We start from the raw sequence: 16,732 nt of genomic DNA on the forward strand, positions 1-16,732 counted from the left end.
TGATTTGGCCTCAAGCGCCGGCCGGGCTGGTTCGCCTCAAGCGCCGGCGAGGCTGGGTGGCCTCAAGCGCCGGCCGGGCTGGTTCGCCTCAAGCGTCGGCCGGGCTGGGTTCGCCTCAAGCGCCGGCGGGGCTGCTTGGTCGCAAGCGCCGGCCGGGCTGGGTGGTGTCGAACGCCGGTCGGGCTGGGTGGGTTCGTGTGGCGGTGGGGCTGGGTTCGCCTTGGGGGTGGTGGGGAGGGGCTTGTGGGTTCGTGTGGGTTGGGGGTTGGGGGACGTTGGGAACGGACCTGGTGGTTGTTGTGTTCGTCCGGTCGTGGATGAGTGCGCGACTTGGTTGGATGCGTAGGTGTTGGTGGCTGCTTCGGGTTCGGGACTGTCTCGACTTTGTTGTCCGGATCGCGCTGCTTGTGGGGGAGTGCGCCTTGGGGAACGGGGCGCGGCGCCGTGCTCTCCGACCGTCGTCGGGGGGCACGGCGCCGGAAGGGCGTCCCACTGTGCGGTTGTGTTACTGCGGCCGACGGTTGTCGGCGGGGTGATCAGACCGGGCGGGTGGCGCCGGCGATCGGCATGGTGCTGATCGAGGCGATCTCGACCGGCTTGCGCGGGTTGGCGGCGTGCACCATCTTGCCGTCGCCGATGTAGATGCCGACGTGGCTGATGCCCGAGTAGAAGAACACCAGGTCGCCGGGCTGCAGGTTGGCGACCGACACGTGCGGGTCGGCGGCGAACTGGTCGTTGGTCACGCGCGGCAGCGAGATGCCCGCGGACTTGTACGCGGCCTGGACCAGGCCCGAGCAGTCGTACGCGTTCGGGCCGGTGGCGCCGTACACGTACGGCTTGCCGATCTGCGCCTTGGCGAAGGCCACGGCCTGGGCGGCCTTGCTGCTCGACGCGGTGGACGAGCCGCCGGTCGGCGCCTGGTTGCCCTTCGAGCCGCCGGTGGCGGGCTTGGCGGGGGCCTTGGCGGCGGGCTTGACCGACACCCCGGCCGACGGCTTGCTCGCCGGCTTGGTGGTGGTCTTGCCGGGGGTGACGGTGGTCTTCGGCTGCACCTTGACGCTCGGCTGGGCCGGAGCGGCCTTGGACAGCACGGGCGCCGCGCCGGTCAGCCGGAGGGTCTGGCCGATCTGGATAAGGTCCGGGCCGGACAGGAGCACGTCGCGGTTGAGCTCGTACAGGCTCTGCCAGCCGCCGGTGACCTGGTTGGCCTGGGCGAGCCCGAACAGCGTGTCGCCGGCCTTGACCACGTAGCCGGCCTTGTCGGCGGGGACGGCGGTTTCCTGCGCGGCGGGCGCGGCCTGGACCGGAGCGCTCTCGACCGCGGCGGTCGGGGCCGCCGACAGCACGGCGGAGGCGCCGGAGGTGGGCTGCTCGGAGGTGGAGGGGGCTTGTGCCTGAGCCGTACCGGCAGTGGCGACCGGGATCACGACACCCATGCCGGCGATGCCCACCGCCGCGACGAAGCGGCGGACGTTGGCGGGGCGAGCGGCGCGGTGGCGAGCGTTTGCGGACAGCATGAAATGGGGTCCTCTCCTGTCGCCTACGAGGTGAGCTGTCGGATTCGGACTGGAGCAGCCCGGTCGCGCAGACGCGACTTCACCCCTAGCCGTCACCGGAACGATCCCGGCCACGGCGATCCACCTGGTTCCCCCGCTCCCGTCGGATTCTTCGATGTAGACCTCCCGCTGCCGGCGACGGGATTCGGCGTACCGGCGACAGGGTTCACCCGAAAGGTGAATCGGCGAGAAAGGTAGGCAATGCCGATGCCGGATCACAACCGAAACGCCGACTTCGCCTCCGGCGTAAAGGCGGAATAAAGGCGACATCTCACCCGGACCCGGCGCGACGTACCGGTGATGACGAGGGGATATCTCGGAGAGTGGCGTGATCGTCCGGTCACGGAAAATAGTCGAAATTCATGCCGGGACGCGGGAAATGAATTACCACACGAAGTCGGCTTAGTAATTTATGTCCGATTTATCCATGCGGCCTACATCACATTTCGGACGGTTCGATCGAGGGGACATGCCGGACATGCCGGCGATCGAACGATCCGCCCCGCCACCCCATCCGCCCCGCCCGCCCCACCTACCCACTCACCGCGCGCGTCCGCCGATCGTCGATCGCCGACCCGCGCGATGGATGCGATGCCGACCCGCGCCGATGCGCCGATGCCGATCGGGCCCGACCTACCTCCCCACTACGGCGGACCGCAACCGCAACCGCACTCGCGACGCGAGCCGGAGCCGAAACCACGAAGCGGGGGCGCCGACCTCGCGCCCCCGCTCCGCTCCGCTTCCGCAGTCCCAACCCGTCACAACTCCCGCAGTGCCGCCAAGAGCTTGTCCTGAGCCCAGTCCAGGAAGGCGTGCTGCGTCTCGCCGCCGATCTGGACGAGCGCCACCTCGGTGAACCCCGCCTCCACGTACGGGCGCACCGCGTCGACGAAGGCGCCCACGTCGTCGCCGCACGGAATCGACTCGGCCACGTCCTCCGGCCGGACGAACTGCGTGGCGCCCGCGAAGCCGGCGGTGCCCGGAAGCTCGGAGTTGACCTTCCACCCGCCCCCGAACCAGCGGAACTGCTCGTGCGCCCGGGCGATCGCGGCGTCCCGGTCGGGGTCGTAGCTCACCGGCAGCTGGCCCACCCGGGGCTTGCCCGCGCCGCCGTGCCGATCGAATTCGGCCAACAGCTCACCCTTGGGCTCGGTCGCGATGACCAGGTCGGCCAGTTGCCCGGCCAGTGCGCAGCTCTGCGCGCCGGAGACCGCGATGCCGATCGGCGGCGGTCGATCCGGCAGGTCCCACAACTTGGCGGACTCGACGTCGAAGTGTGTGCCGTGATGATCGACATAGCCGCCCGCGAACAGGGCCCGGATGATCTCCACCGCCTCGCCGAGCATCTCCTGCCGTACGTCCGCGGCCGGCCACCCGCCGCCGATCACGTGCTCGTTCAGGTTCTCGCCGGAGCCGAGTCCCAGCCGGAAGCGCCCGTCCGACAACAACTGCACGGTGGCGGCCTTCTGCGCCACCACCGCCGGGTGGTAGCGCATCGTCGGACACGTCACGTACGTCATCAACGGGATCCGCGACGTGGCCTGGGCCGCCGCGCCCAGCACGCTCCAGGCGTACGGCGCGTGGCCCTGCGCATCCAGCCACGGGAAGTAGTGGTCCGAGGTCACCGAGAAGTCGAAGCCGACCCGCTCCGCGTGCACCACGTGCTCGACGAGATCCTTGGGTCCGGCCTGTTCGGTCATCATCGTGTAGCCGATTTTCACCATGGGACGCGGGTGCCCGAGCGGCACGGCGGAAAACCGCCCTTGCGGCTCCCGCCTCCGCGACGCCCGTCCCCGCGACGCCCGCGGCTCCCGCACTCGCCGGGCACCGGCCGAGCATCCAACGAGCACCCGACGAGCAGCCGGCGGGCATCCGCCACCCGGGCCGCCCGGGTCAGGTCAGCCCGTGAACACCTGCACCACCGACCAGATCGCCAGCCCGAGCATGCACACGCCGCCGATCCGCTGCACCGTCCGGAGGGGGACCCGCTTGGCGATGAATCGCCCCGCCAGTAGGGCCAGTGCGGAGACCGACATCAGCGCCGCGGCCGAGCCGATCGCGGTGGACCAGGTGCCGTTGGTGGCCGCCAGGTTGGCGGTGGTGATCTGGGTCAGGTCGCCCCATTCGCTGATGAACACGGCCGTGAACGCGGTCGAGAAGACCGGCCAAAAACCGGTCACGGTCTTGCCCGCGGTGTCCTCGTCGTCGTCGCCGGCCCCGCCGCGCAGCAGCATGAAGGCGCCGAAGCCGAACAGGGCGGCGGAGACGAGTTCGACGATCCAGCCGGGGAGCAGGCCCAGCAGTCCGCCCGCGCCGACGGCGATGGCGACGTGCACGACGAACGCGGTCGAGGTGCCGAACCAGACGAACAGCGGCCGCATGCGGGTGCCCATGGCCAGCGATGCGAACATCGTCTTGTCCGGGAGTTCGGCGAGGAAGATGAGCCCGAAGGCGGTCAGGATCGCCAGAGGGTCGAGGTGCATCCGGGTGGCTTTCTGCGAGAGCCGAGCCTCCGGGTCTTCACGAAGGCGCCGCTCGGCGACCGGAGGACCACTCGGCCCGGCACGACGGGTGCACCCGCGAAGAACGCGGATGCGTCGATACCTGGCCGAAGGTCTCGCCCGCCCGCATCGAGCACGGGCCCGGCCACCGGGAGTCCGAGGACTCCAGCATGTCGACGACCGGTTCGCGGGGCTACTCCCCTTCGCTGTCGTCGACCCTACCGCACCGCGCCCCCCGCCCCGCTACGGCGCGGCCGCCCCCATGACCCGGTCCAGCGACCAGCGCAGTTGCTCCTCGTCCAGGGCCGTGCCCAGCGTGAGCACCTGCAACATCGTGCCGTCCAGGACCGCCAGCGCCGCTGCCGCCGCCCGCCGCCCGACCCGGCCGGCGAGGAAGTCGCCGACCCCCTCGACCCACGCCACCGCGAAACCGCGCAGTTGCGGGCTGCGGGCCGCCGCCAGGTACAACTCGTACTCGACCAGCGCGCGCGGGCGGTCCGCGAGGTATTCGGCGGTGAGCGCCGTGAGTACCCCCGGCAGGTCCTCGGCGTCGTGGGCCCGCCGCACCCACTCCTCCAGCAGCGCCACCGTCTCCGCCGACGCGTGCGCGAGCGCCGCGCCGACCAGGTCGTCGAGCGTCGCGAAGTAGTACGTGGTCGCCCCCAGCGGGACGCCGGCCCGGGACGCGACCAGGCGATGCGTCGTGTTGCCCACGCCCACCTCGGCGATCACCTCGCACGCACCACGCAGGATCCGCAGCCGCCGCCCCTCGGGATCGCGGGTCCCGCTCAATGCGCACCGCCCAGGTTCAGCACCACCACGCCGGCGATCACCAGCGCCATCCCGAACGCCTTGAGCAGCGTCACCGGCTCGTTCAGGAACACCGCCCCGACCAGCGCGATCGCCACGGTCCCGAGCCCGGACCAGATCGCGTAGGCCGTGCCAACCTGCAACTGTCGCAACGACAGCGTCAACAGGTAGAAGGCCCCGGCATATCCGGCCAGACACGTCACGGTCGGCCACAGCCGGGTGAACCCGTCGGTGCTCTTGAGCAGGCTGGTCGCGATCACCTCGCACGAGATCGCCAGTCCCAGGAACAGCCAGGCCACGGGCCTCTCCCTCCGAGTGGTGAAGACGTAGTGGTACAGGTGTACAAGTACAAATGTACTAGTGCGGGATCCGGGGGTGTCCGGGGCGGTGCGGTCGGCGGCCGGGACGACGACGTGCGCCCGGCGTCGCGGCCGGCCGCGCGGGGCGTCCGCGGCGGCTCGGTGGGTAGGCTGCGGCGGTGTCCATCGAACGGCCGGATCCGCCCTGGGACGCGACGGCCGCTCGACTCGCCGCGCGTGCCGTCGTGCTGCCGCCGTCGGTCGGCGGCACCCGGCTGGTGGCGGTGGACGGCATCGGTGGCTCGGGCAAGACCACGCTCGCCGATGCGCTCGCCGTACGGCTCGGGGGTGCGCCCGTGGTGCGTCTGGACGACTTCGCCCGGCCCGGGGACTTCTTCGGCTGGTTGCCGCGACTGCGCGCTCGACTGCTCGAACCGCTCGCCCGGGGGCAGGCGACCCGCTGCGAGACCTACGACTGGGCCGGCTATCGGGTCAGCGGCTGGAGCGAGGTGCCGGCCGCGCCGGTGTTGATCCTGGAGGGGGTCGGCGCGGCTCGGCGCGAACTCGGTGCGGTGACCGCGCTGCGGATCCGGGTGGACACGCCCGCCGAAGTCGCCGCCGCCCGCACCCTGGACCGGGACGGCCCCCAGGTGGCCTGGTTCTGGCGGTTGTGGCGCGCCGCCGAGGCCGCGCACCTGGCCGAAGACCGCCCCTGGACCCGCCCGCACCTGCGCGTCGACGGGACCGACGGGCGATGCGACGCCGGCGCGGGGCGGCATGCGCTTGCGGGCGGCGGCCGGCCGTAGGGCCGCTCTCCAGGCCCTGGGCCGCTTCTCGTCCGGACGTGCTCACATGCCGGCGGCGCCGTCGAGGCGTTCGCGCAGGAGGTCGGCGTGGCCGTTGTGGCGGGCGTACTCGGCGATCAGATGGACCAGGACCCAGCGCAACGAGAACGGTTTGCCGGTGGACTTGCGGATCCCGGTGTCGTCCAGGGACGTCGCGGCGGCGACGATCTCCCGGGAGCGGTCGCACTCCGCATGCCAGCGGGCGAACGCCTCGACCGGGTCGCCGTCCAGCCGCTCGAAGTCCTGGTCGGGGTCGTCGTCGGTGTAGTAGAGCATCGGGACGTCGTCGCCCGCGAACTGGATGTGGAACCACCAGCGTTCGACGCCGGCCAAGTGCCGCGCCATGCCGTGCAACGACAGCCCGGACGGCGAGACGGCCCGTTCGGACAACTGCTCCGCCGACAGGCCCGCGCACTTGAGCTCGAAGGTCGCCCGGTGCCAGTCCAGGAAGCCGGTCAGGATCTCGCGCTCGTCGCCCAGCTCGGAGGGGGAGGTTCGGGCGTCGTCGCTCCAACGCGGGGCGTAGTGCAGCGGCGCGGCGGTCGGCTCGGTCATGATCCACCTTCCGGTTCGGAAAGGCCCGAGTCTTTCAGACGCCCCGGCCCGATCTCCCGCCACCGGCGCGACCCGGGGCACGGCCTCGGCCCCGGACACGATCGCGGCCCGGGACACGGCCTCGGCCAGGGACCCCTCCCCAGCCGGCGGACCCCGCCCCCGGGACCGCACCCGCCGCGCCCGTCCCGCGCGGGCTCACACCCGACGCGGGGCGGGCGGGTGCACCCGAGGCCCGCCTACCTGCGCCCGAGGCGGCGCGGCGCGACGTCCATCGCGTTGGACCGACGGTCCTCGGCGAGATCGGCGATCTCCTCGGGGCTCGCGTTGTTCGCCCGCGCGTACTCCTCGGCCATCGCCGTCGAACTCGACCAGCCGCTCCAGTAGTTCTCGGTGCGACCGAGGCCCGAACCGTGTTCGAGTGCGGCGGTGTCCGCGGCCAGCGCGTGCGCGACGTACCAGTCCATCATCCGGCCGGCGGGGATGCCGACGTGCGGGACGTAGCCGAGGATCTGCGCACTCGTGAGGTACTGGAACTTGCGGTTCCAGGTCGCCTCGGCGACCCCCGCCTCGCGCGCCGCGACGATCGACTCGTCGCGCAGGCCGTCCATGGTCCCGAGCGCGTTGAACGCCTGCCGGGCCTCGACGTCCATGGCCGGCAACGCGCCCGGTGCCTTGACCACCGGGTGCTGAGCCAGCACGTCGGCCGCGTGGTTCACGGTGGCGCCGTGCATGACCGCGAAGGCCTCGGGGTCGGTGCCGGCCGCGGTGATCACCCGCATCAGGTCCTGGTCGTGGAACATCGAACCGTTTCGACCGTCCTTGGCCACGAGTTGGTCGTACACGCCGTCGCCCATGTACGACGCGACCATGTTGCCCACGCTGTCGCGCATGATCGCCGGGAACTTGCCCTGTCTCCCGTCCTCGCCGCCGAGCACGGAGACGGTGTCGCGCATGATCTGCCTCATCGTCTCGTCGTGCACGGGATGGGCCCCGCCGGGCAGACCGTAGCCGCCGGTGGGCACCCGGCCGGTGGCCGCGGCCTCCAACGCGCGCCCCAACGGGTCGTAGCCGGGCGGGTTGTGGCCCTCGGGAATCGGCCCGGCGCCGGCCCAATCCATCAGCCAGTGCCGGTCCTTGAGCATGTAGGCGACCTCGCCCGGGTGCTCGGCCGGATCGAAGAACTCCTTCGCGGCCTCCGGGTTGTTGCCGAACGCGGCCATCAGCCCGGTCATCGGATCGAGCCCCGCGCCGTGCCCGTCGGTGATGTCGAGCCGGAATCCGTTGTATATCGCGCCCGACGGGGTGTTCTCGAGCCACACCGCGGGATCGTCCCGCTCCATGGCACGCATGTCCTGGCCGATCAGGCGCAGGAAATCGGTGTCCTGATGTCCGGTGTCCAGGAGCGTGCCCAGGAGTTGGTAGCCATAGGGCCGAAACGAATACAGCCCGATGTCGGTCTTCTCCCGGCCGGCCCGCTCGAGCTCGTCGATCCAATTCCGATCGACGTGCGGCCCGGGCCCCTTGCCGGTCCCGGCGGCCAACACCCGGCCCAGATCGGCCTGGATGGCCTCGAGATCCTCCTGCTGGTCCTTGGGCACGCCGCTGCCCGCGCCCAGCTTGGCGATCATGCCCGCAAGCCACAGGGTGCCGCGCGGACCCTGCCGGTTCAGGAACGGGGTACCGAACGCGGGGTCGTCGGCATTGGCGGCCAGCAGATTGCGCAGTTCGCCGCGCTCGGCCGGACCGAGCATCATCAGTCGGTTGGCCAGGTCGGTCGCCCGGCGGGCGTCCTGGGCCGGACCGGCGCCGACCGCGTTGCCGTTGAACCTCTTCGGATCCGCGCCGCGGGTGTCCGCGTTCAGGGCGAACGCGGCACGCCGGTCGGCGGCGGTGGCCTCGGTCAGCGCCTTGCCGATCCGGTCCGCGATGTCCTGCGCCGCCTCCTCGAGCGGTCTGGTCACCGCCTCGTAGTCGTCCGGCGGCAGGTTGCGGGCGTACGGCGGCGCCGTCCAGTGCACGCCGCCGCTGTCGTCCACGGTCAGCTTCCGGTCGACCGCGTCGGCGATCGCCTCGGTCAGGTGCTCCTTGGCGGTCCGGAGGTCGCTCGCGGCGTCGAGCAGCACGGTGCGCAGCGCCGCCGCCTCGGTGTGCGCGTCCTCGATCTGTCCCGACATGGTGCGCAGTTCGTCGATCCCGTGGTTCGCCTCGGCGCCCTTCCAGGCGCCGTTCGCGAGCGGGGAGACCACGTCCCGGTCCACGTCGCCGTGTTGGGTGTGCATGCGGTCGGGCAGCGTCGCCCACACCTCGGCGGCGGTGGTCAGCGTGCCCAGGTCGACATCGCGCAGGTGGATGAAGTCGACCACGGGTCAGCCGCCGAACGTCGTGCAGACGGTCTTCTCGGTGCTGCGCCAGCTGCTCGCCGTGCTGTTCAAATCGCCCGCCCGGCCGGCGAGCGTGTCGGCCACCGCGATGGTGCGGTCGTGCCAGGCGGTGTGCGCGCCGTCCAGCGCCTTGGCCAGGTCGAAGCCGGCCAGCGCCTTGGACACCGGTTCGAGCGCGGTGACGCCCTTGAGGCCGGTACTGCGGAAGTCGCCCGCGATCTCCCGCAGTCGGCCGGCGGCGGAGTCGAGCGTGCCGGGCTCGACGTGCACGTCCGGTGCCTGCGGCGCGCAACCCGGGCGCGGATCGGGCGTGTTCGCCGCGGCATATGTGCTCGACCGGGGCAGCCCCGGATTGATTATCGAGTCGAAGTCGGTCGTCATGGTGTAACCCCCGAGTCACCAGCGATACGCGTCATACACCTGTGGTACCCGGACATCCAAGACCACCGGGCCCGACCTGATCAACCAACCCGCGGACATCCGGACAACGACGACCTGCGAGCCTTGTTCGTCGACTGCACGCTCAAGCGCTCACCCGCGGTCGGCAATACGCAGGGACTCGTGGACCTCAGCCGCGGCATCATGACCCGACACGGGGCCGCCGGTGCTACGGCGGTGGCAGCGCGGCGATCGCCTCGGGGGTCCAGGTGCCGGCCGCGCCCGGGCAGCCGGCCAGGTAGCGGGCCGCGCGGAGCGCCGACCAGCCGTGGGCCTCGGCGAGGCCGGCCCTCAGGTGCCGCAGGTAGGCGGCGGCCGGCGCGTTCCACGGCGCGTCGGCGCTGCGCCACGGGGCGGTCAGGGTGAGGATCGCGTGCCCGTCGGCGGTGCCCACCTGCACGACCGTCTCGTAGCGGCCCGGGCCCAGCGTGGCCCGTCCGATGGTCGCCAGCGTGCTCAGGTCCGGGTCGGTGCCGGGCGGGCGGTACATCTCCTGCGCGGCCAGGTCGACGAACTGCGACCTGGTCAGCAGATAGGCCCGGGCGGGGGTGCGGCCCGGATCCAGCGGGTCGTACAGGGCGAGGCCGCCGGTCCAGTTCTTGGATTCGAAGGCGAAGTACATCCGGCCCGGCAGCACCACCGGGCGCGTGGCGCGCGGCGCGGAGGGGTCCCGGCAGCCGGGATACGTGCGCACACCGCCGGGCGGTCGGCCGCCGCGCAGGTAACAGTCCAGGCGGGCGGCGTGCATGTTGGACCCGTACGCGGCATACCAGACCAGGTCGCGACCCACCCGACGCAGCCTAATGCCGCGCCGGGCGGGTCGGCTCACCCCGCGGGTGCCGTCGTGTCGTGCGCCGAACGGGCGGCGCGGGCGGGTCCGGGCGGGGCCGAGGGCGTGAACGCGCGGATGGGCCCCGCGATTCCGGGCAACCATGAGGACGCGCCGAGTACGGCCGGTCGCCGGGTCGACCCGAGGTCGGCCGGGACCGGAACCGAAGTCCCGTGTGCGCCGGGCCACGGCCGATCGCGCCGTCGCCGGCGTGCAGGCACCGCGAAGGAGCCCAGGATGCCCGATCCGCTGCCGCCGCCCGCCGTCGACCACGCCGTCGCGGACGTTCTCGATGCCCACGACGTCCCGCTGGAGGCGACCGTTCGGGTGGACCCGTACCCCGACATGGCGGTGGGCGACCTGCTGACCCTGTCCTGGCGCGGCCCGGACACCGCGGCCTTCACCGTCTGCGTGCCGATCACGGGACACGCGGTCGGCCGACCGGTCCTGTTCAAGGTGCCCGCCGCCGAGATCCTCCCGCACGCGGGCGGCGAGGTGACGTTGAGCTACCGCCTGGAGCGTCCCGGTGGCGAGGTCGCCGGCGACTCGGCCGCACGGGTGCTCAGGATCGAACTGGACGAGGTGGCGGCCACGACCGAGGCCGGCTGACGACCCGGCGCGAGTCGCCCATGAGTGCAATCGGTCTCACGCGACGGACCGACGGAGCAACCGAGAAGCCGGGCCGACGCAGAGGCGGGCAACCGAGCGACGGCACGGCCGGCACCGGGCAACCGCCCTACCCCACCCCCGCACCGTCCGGGTGCCGCACGTCCCACACCTGCACGTCGTCCACCTGCCGACCGGGCCCCAGCAGGGCCGTCAGCGTCGTCGCGAGTTCGGCCCGGTGGCGGTGTTCGGGCAGGACCACCACGTCGGCATGCCAGCGGGCCAGGTCCGCACGGGCCTCGCGGCGCTGGGTCTCGGTGATCTCCGGGACCACGCCGTCGGCGGCGACCCGGCCCAGCAGCGACGAGGTCGGGCTGTACTCCGCTCCGTAGACGCCCACCCGATCGGGACCCCACGGCCCGACGAAGTAGCCCTCCGCCAGCGGGAAGCCCAGATCGGTCGCGCTCTGCCAGTGCAGGGCGGTGGCGTCGCCGACGTTGGGCAGCGGCACCACCACGACGGATCCGTCGTCCACGTACGACCGCCACCCTCCGTCCGCGAAGAACGTCGGCACCGGCCGCCGGTCCCGGACGTCCAGCGGCGTGGGCGCGATCGGCAGCAGCGCCATGGTCAGCACCGCGGCCCAGATCAGCCGGACCGGGAGTTCGCGGCCCTCGGGGGCGGTCCGGGCCGCGTCGAGGACCCGGTCGGTGGCCAGCGCCAGCAGCACCGCGACGGCCGGGACGCAGACCAGCGTGAAGCGCGATTCCAGGATCGACTCGAACAGGGGCAGGTCGTTCAGCAACCGCCACGGACCGGGCAGGCCGGTGTCGTCGTGGTCGACCACGATGTCCAGACCCAGCGACAGCAGCGCCCCCACCGCCGCGGTGATCGCCGCGGCGCGGGCGACGGCCAGTCGGCGCAGCCAGACCACCAGGAAGACGGTGAGGATCACCAGCGGCCAGCCGAAGAACGCGTTCTCCTCGGTGCTCCCCTCGGACAGGGCCGCCGCGCCGGCCCGGTCGCCGCCGAGCGAGTCGCTCGCGTACGCGGTGAACGCGGCCAGATCGTTGCCCGACTCGTGTTCGAGCGTGGAGTAGTGCTGCGGTCCGAAGAACTGCACCCACAGCGGGTACGCGACCAGCGTCAGTGACACTGCGGCGCCGATCAGCAGCCCGGTACCCAACGGCCGCGCCGCCGCCCGTGCCGCGTCCGGCGAGCCGATCGCGAACACGACCCCGAACACCACCAGGCCGACCGCGGCGAACAGCAGCGGCTCCTCGCCGACGAAGATCTGGAAGGTGATCAGCAGCCCGAGCACGACCCCGTTGCGGACCGGCCGCTCGCCCTGCCACAGCCGGATCAACATCTCGATGATCGGCGGGATCACGAACAGCACCACGAAGTTCGGATGCGCGTTGGCGTGCGAGACGATCGGCGGTGCGAAGCCGCACAGCGCGCCGCCCAGGACCGCGGCCGGCGTGCCGCGCACCACCCGACGGGCCAGCAGCCGGTACCACGCGAAGGCGCTGCCGGCCAGGCCGCCGGTGAGCACCAGGGCCCACGTGGTGGTGGGGCCGAAGAGCAGGGTGACCGGGGTCAGCGGGATGCCGAGGCCGAGCATGGCCGTGTTGGCCATCATGTTCACGCCCAGCGGATGGTTCTGCAGGTCCGACACGAGCGGGTCGCGGAAGTTGCGGACCGCGTCGGCGGTGGCGTCGAAGAACCACTCCCACATGTTCTGGTCCTGGCCGCCGTTGACCAGATAGGCACGGTCGAGGTCGGCCCACAGGCCCTTGTACAGCCAACACGCCAGGCCCAGGAACAGGGCGGCCACCCACCAGTCCACCGCGCGCCCCTCGCGCAGCCCGCGGATGGAGAGCCCGCGCACGAGAAGACGGGGATCGGTGCGTTGCCGGGCCTCGGCGACGGGCATGGGTGTCTGGTCCTTCCGGGGGCTGCTGCCCGCCACGGGCGTGCGCGCGACCCCGGTCCGGTGCCCGTACGGGCGAACGCACTGCGGCACCCGGTCGGCGAGGCGCATCCCGACCGAGGGGGCGATCCCCGCGGCGCGTACCGGGACCGAAGCACCCGGCGGGGCGCGCTACGGCGGTTGATCGCCGGCCATGCTACGAGGACCGGCCGGCCGGCCGCACGGCGGGGTTGCCCGGTGCGGACCGCGCCGGGCACCGGGTCGGGGCGCGGAGAAATTCGCCGGCCCGAGCGGGCGCGGTCCGTGAGGATGGCCGGATGTCGATATTCCTGGAGACCGCGCGGCTGGAACTGCGCCCGTTCACCGCGGACGATCTGCCGCACCTGGTCGAGCTGTATCGCGATCCGGAGGTGATGCGCTACATCACCGGCGGCCTGCCGGCTTCGCCCGAGTTCGTGCGTGACCGGGTCCTGCCGATGCTCATGCGTGGGTATCCGGCCTGGGGCAACCGCGGCTTCTGGGCCGCCCGGGAGCGGGCCGGCGGCCGATTCGTCGGCTGGTTCGAATTGCGGCCGGTCGCCGAGGACAGCGCGGACGTGGTCGAGCTCGGCTACCGGTTGCGTCGCGCCGCGTGGGGCCTCGGTTACGCCACCGAGGGCTCGCGGGCGCTGCTGGACAAGGGCTTCGCCGAACTCGGCCTGCGGGAGGTGACCGCCAACACGATGACGGTGAACACCCGCTCGCGGCGGGTGCTGGAGAAGGCGGGCCTGACCCTGCTGCGCACCTACTTCGGTGACTGGCCCGAGCCGATCGAGGGCTCCGAGCTGGGCGAGGTCGAGTACTCCCTCACCCGAGCCGACTGGACCCCGTCCACGATCGCGCCCGCGGCCGAATGAGCCCGCGCATCCCGGCCCGCGGGCCGGCCCACCCACCCGCTCTGCCGGTCGCCTCGGGCCGCATGGGAGGCTGCGCCGCGTGACTGTTCTCGGCGGTGTGCCACTCTTTGTCGGACGCGAGCCCGAGATGGGGCGACTTGTCGAGGCGCTTCGCGAGGCCGATCGAGGCGAGCCCCGGATCGTGCTGACCACCGGGGAGGCCGGAGTCGGCAAGACCCGGTTGCTCGAAGAGTTCCTGACCCAGGCGGTCGGGCGCCCCGAGCACACCTCGGTCGCGGTCGGCGCGTGTCTCGAACTGGGCGCCGAGGGGCTGCCCTTCGCGCCGTTCTCGGCGATCCTGCGCACCCTCGCGGACGCGCTCGGCGACGACTTCGAGGCCGCGGTCGGCGACCGGCGCCGCGAACTCGCCTGGATCTCGCCGACCCTGGCCGCCGAACCCGGGCACGGCCCGGCGCCCGAGCGGGCCCGGCTGTACGAGTCGGCGCTGCGCCTGCTGGAGCGGATCGGCGAGGACCGTACGCTGATCGTCGCCTTCGAAGACCTGCACTGGGCCGACTCGGCCACCCGCGAACTGCTCGCGTTCCTGGTCCGCTCGCTGCGCCGGGGCCGGATCCTGCTGGTCGGCACGCTGCGCGCGGACGCGATGGACCGCAGTCACCCGATGCGCCGACTGGTCGCCGAACTGGAGCGGATCCGCACGGTGACCCGGCTCGAACTCGGCCGCCTCACCATGCCCCAGGTCGAGGAACACCTGACCGCCCTGCTCGGCGGCACCCCCTCGCGCGCCCTCGCCCAGCAGGTGTACGAGCGTTCCGAGGGCAACGCGTTCTTCGTCGAGGAACTCGCCGCCGGGGTCCGGGACGGCCGGCTCGCCGGTCTCTCCGACACGCTGCGCGACCTGCTGCTGATCCGGATCGAGCAACTGCCCGAGCAGGCCCGTCGGGTGGTGCGGTTGGCCGCCGTGGGTGGCATCGGGGTCGAGCATCGGCTGCTTGCCGAGGTGGCGGGCCTCGATCCGGACACCCTGGAGACGGCCCTGCGTGCGGCGGTCTCCGGGCACGTCCTGGTGGCCGAGGCGGAGGGCGAGGGCTACTCGTTCCGGCACGCGCTGGTGCGTGAGGCCGCCCTGGGCGACCTGCTTCCGGGTGAACGCACCCGGATGTACGCGGCGTTCGCCCAGGCCCTGGATGCGCTGATCGAGCGCGGCGAGCTGCCGGCGCGCCGCGACCACGTGGACCGCCGGGCCCGCTACTGGATCGCCGCCGGCCGCCCGGCCCTGGCGCTGCCCGCGAGTGTGACCGCCGCGGCCGCCGCCGCCGACCGCTACGCGTTCGGCGAGGCCTGGGCGCTGTACGAGAGCGCGATCACCATGTGGGACCAGGTTCCCGATCCGGAGCGGCTGACCGGCACGACCCTGGCACAGGTGCTGGACGGCGCCATCGTCGCGGCCCGCTACGACAATTCCGGTGATCGCGAACTGGCTTTGCTGCGCCAGGCGTTGGGTCTGGTCGAGGAGGACCGGGAGCCGGTTCGGGCGGCCGCGCTGTGGACCCAGCGGGCGAAGACGCTCAGCCGGTTGGGCCGCGGCCCCGGCATGGTCGAACTGGAGCACGCGCAGCGGCTGTTGCAGGACCGACCGGAATCGATCGAGTACGCCGGTGTGGTGATCCGGATCGCCCGCGCGCACTTCCTGGAGGGCGGCGCCGACGAGGCGATCCGGATCGCCCGGCAGGTTCTGGAGATCGCCCGGCGCCTCGGCGACCAGGACATGATCGCCACTACCCTCCAGACGTTGTCCTGGTTCCTCACCGGGAGCGGTGAACTCGACGAGTCGCAGGCGCTTTCGCACGGCCTGGAGGCGGTCCGCGTCGCCGAGGCGGCGCAGGGCGGCAAGCCGGACACGCTCGTATACGTGCTCGGCAACTGGGCCTCGGTGCTGGAAGGGGTCGGCCGACACGAGGAGTCGGTCGAGGCGGCCCGCCGGGCGCTGGACCTGTCCCGGGATCGCGGCGTGATCCGCAACACGGGCGCGTTCGTCCTGGGCAACCTCGCGGAGAGCCTGTTCTCGCTCGGCCGCTGGGACGACGTGGCCAAGACGGTGGACGAGATCCGCGAGTACGACGCCGACGGATGCGCCACCGGACACGCCGAACGGGTGCTGGCCATGGCCCACCTGGTCCGCGGCAACGTGTCCGAGGCGGCCGGCCACCTGACCCACGCGCACGAGAGTGCCCGCGGGATGTACCAGGAGGCGCAACACCGGATCCCGCAGTCCGGTGCCGAGATCGCGCTGGCCCGGGCGCTGGGCCGGCGCGCCGAACTGGGCGAGATTCTGGAGGCGGAGCTGCGGGCCGGCTTCGGGGTCGGCAATCAGCGGTTCGCCTTCCCGCTGCTGATCGAGGCGGCGCGCGCGTACGCCGAGGACGAGCCGACCGCCTCCACTCGGGCCGAGCTCGGCCGGATCCGGGCGGCCGGTGCCGCGCTGGCCGTGCACTGCGAGCTGGACCGCACGCAGGCACTGACGCTGGTCGCGCACCTGGACCGGGTCGAGGGCAACGACACCGTCGCGCAGTGGCGGGAGGTGGTCGCGGCCTGGGAGGCGACCACCCAGCCGTATCCCACCGCCCAGGCCCACGCCGACCTGGGCGCCGCGCTGGTGGCCGCCGGCGACCGGGACGCGGCCGGCGCGGCCCTGGCCCGGGCGCACGCCGGCGCCGAACAGCTGGGCACGACCCCGCTGCGCGAACAGGTCGAACTGCTGGCCCGCCGGGCCCGGATCGACCTGCCGGGCCGACCCGGGACCGGTGCCGGACGCGCGGCGCATCAGGCCGGCGACCTGACGCCCCGCGAGCGGGAGGTGCTGCGCCTGCTGATCGAGGGACGCAGCAACCGGCAGATCGCCGAGACCCTGTTCATCAGCGTCAAGACGGCCAGCGTGCACGTGTCCAACATCCTGGCCAAGCTCGAAGTGGCCACCCGCGGCGAGGCCGCCGCCCTGGCCCACCGCATGCACCTGGTGGACGACGAACCCCCCGTCGGATAGGCCCGAGCGGGGTGCCCCCGCCGGTTCGGACGGGCTATAC

At 72.5% G+C, this 16,732-nt stretch carries 14 protein-coding genes and 1 riboswitch; of the genes, 4 read left to right on the top strand and 10 right to left on the bottom strand.

Annotation, left to right across the window (positions count from 1 at the left end; translation table 11 throughout):
* Nucleotides 1-536: 536 nt before the first annotated feature.
* The 5 genes from ACIBM5_RS34460 to ACIBM5_RS34480 all read right to left on the bottom strand — a co-directional run bounded on the left by ACIBM5_RS34460 (nucleotide 537) and on the right by ACIBM5_RS34480 (nucleotide 5,166).
* Complete coding sequence (locus tag ACIBM5_RS34460) at nucleotides 537-1,517, bottom strand: NlpC/P60 family protein (RefSeq protein ID WP_396010604.1); 981 nt, start codon at nucleotides 1,515-1,517, stop codon at nucleotides 537-539.
* Between the two features lie 6 nt (nucleotides 1,518-1,523).
* A riboswitch (cyclic di-AMP (ydaO/yuaA leader) is annotated at nucleotides 1,524-1,681 on the bottom strand.
* 633 nt (nucleotides 1,682-2,314) lie between these two features.
* On the bottom strand, nucleotides 2,315-3,280 hold the full coding sequence (locus tag ACIBM5_RS34465; protein WP_396010606.1) for an LLM class F420-dependent oxidoreductase: 966 nt from the start codon (nucleotides 3,278-3,280) through the stop codon (nucleotides 2,315-2,317).
* A gap of 174 nt (nucleotides 3,281-3,454) precedes the next feature.
* The gene (locus tag ACIBM5_RS34470) at nucleotides 3,455-4,039 is read right to left on the bottom strand and encodes a TMEM165/GDT1 family protein (RefSeq protein ID WP_396010607.1); all 585 of its coding nucleotides are present in this window, start codon (nucleotides 4,037-4,039) and stop codon (nucleotides 3,455-3,457) included.
* Nucleotides 4,040-4,300: 261 nt separating this feature from the next.
* Nucleotides 4,301-4,849, bottom strand: a complete 549-nt coding sequence (locus tag ACIBM5_RS34475) for a TetR/AcrR family transcriptional regulator (RefSeq protein ID WP_396010608.1) — start codon at nucleotides 4,847-4,849, stop codon at nucleotides 4,301-4,303.
* Entirely contained in the window at nucleotides 4,846-5,166 is a 321-nt protein-coding gene (locus tag ACIBM5_RS34480; RefSeq protein ID WP_360311037.1) for a multidrug efflux SMR transporter, read from the bottom strand. Before ACIBM5_RS34480 ends, ACIBM5_RS34475 begins: the two co-directional genes overlap by 4 nt.
* Before the next feature lie 179 nt (nucleotides 5,167-5,345).
* On the opposite strand from ACIBM5_RS34480, the gene ACIBM5_RS34485 reads away from it, so the two are divergent.
* Nucleotides 5,346-5,972: a uridine kinase gene (locus tag ACIBM5_RS34485; protein WP_396010609.1), complete on the top strand. Its 627-nt coding sequence runs from the start codon at nucleotides 5,346-5,348 to the stop codon at nucleotides 5,970-5,972.
* Nucleotides 5,973-6,014: 42 nt separating this feature from the next.
* Here ACIBM5_RS34485 and ACIBM5_RS34490 read toward each other — a convergent pair whose 3' ends face one another.
* From ACIBM5_RS34490 to ACIBM5_RS34505, 4 genes are all read right to left on the bottom strand, one after another.
* Complete coding sequence (locus ACIBM5_RS34490) at nucleotides 6,015-6,566, bottom strand: DinB family protein (protein ID WP_396010610.1); 552 nt, start codon at nucleotides 6,564-6,566, stop codon at nucleotides 6,015-6,017.
* A gap of 236 nt (nucleotides 6,567-6,802) precedes the next feature.
* Complete coding sequence (locus ACIBM5_RS34495; protein WP_396010611.1) at nucleotides 6,803-8,929, bottom strand: hypothetical protein; 2,127 nt, start codon at nucleotides 8,927-8,929, stop codon at nucleotides 6,803-6,805.
* A 3-nt stretch (nucleotides 8,930-8,932) separates the two neighbouring features.
* Complete coding sequence (locus ACIBM5_RS34500) at nucleotides 8,933-9,328, bottom strand: WXG100 family type VII secretion target (protein ID WP_396010612.1); 396 nt, start codon at nucleotides 9,326-9,328, stop codon at nucleotides 8,933-8,935.
* A gap of 226 nt (nucleotides 9,329-9,554) precedes the next feature.
* On the bottom strand, nucleotides 9,555-10,175 hold the full coding sequence (locus ACIBM5_RS34505) for a histone deacetylase (RefSeq protein ID WP_396010613.1): 621 nt from the start codon (nucleotides 10,173-10,175) through the stop codon (nucleotides 9,555-9,557).
* Between the two features lie 276 nt (nucleotides 10,176-10,451).
* Between ACIBM5_RS34505 and ACIBM5_RS34510 the strand changes: the two genes are divergently transcribed.
* Nucleotides 10,452-10,823, top strand: a complete 372-nt coding sequence (locus tag ACIBM5_RS34510; protein ID WP_391585656.1) for a hypothetical protein — start codon at nucleotides 10,452-10,454, stop codon at nucleotides 10,821-10,823.
* A gap of 127 nt (nucleotides 10,824-10,950) precedes the next feature.
* Here ACIBM5_RS34510 and ACIBM5_RS34515 read toward each other — a convergent pair whose 3' ends face one another.
* Nucleotides 10,951-12,756: a glycosyl transferase gene (locus tag ACIBM5_RS34515; RefSeq protein ID WP_396010614.1), complete on the bottom strand. Its 1,806-nt coding sequence runs from the start codon at nucleotides 12,754-12,756 to the stop codon at nucleotides 10,951-10,953.
* 314 nt (nucleotides 12,757-13,070) lie between these two features.
* Here ACIBM5_RS34515 and ACIBM5_RS34520 point away from each other — a divergent pair, with 314 nt between their 5' ends.
* Together ACIBM5_RS34520 and ACIBM5_RS34525 are read left to right on the top strand one after the other, a co-directional pair.
* The gene (locus tag ACIBM5_RS34520) at nucleotides 13,071-13,649 is read left to right on the top strand and encodes a GNAT family N-acetyltransferase (protein WP_396010615.1); all 579 of its coding nucleotides are present in this window, start codon (nucleotides 13,071-13,073) and stop codon (nucleotides 13,647-13,649) included.
* 79 nt (nucleotides 13,650-13,728) lie between these two features.
* A complete protein-coding gene (locus ACIBM5_RS34525) occupies nucleotides 13,729-16,692 on the top strand; it encodes a helix-turn-helix transcriptional regulator (RefSeq protein WP_396010616.1) in 2,964 nt (987 codons plus the stop codon).
* Nucleotides 16,693-16,732: the final 40 nt, after the last annotated feature.

The sequence above is a fragment of the Embleya sp. NPDC050493 genome (genome assembly GCF_044458105.1).
In the GTDB taxonomy this organism is placed as follows: Bacteria; Actinomycetota; Actinomycetes; order Streptomycetales; family Streptomycetaceae; genus Embleya.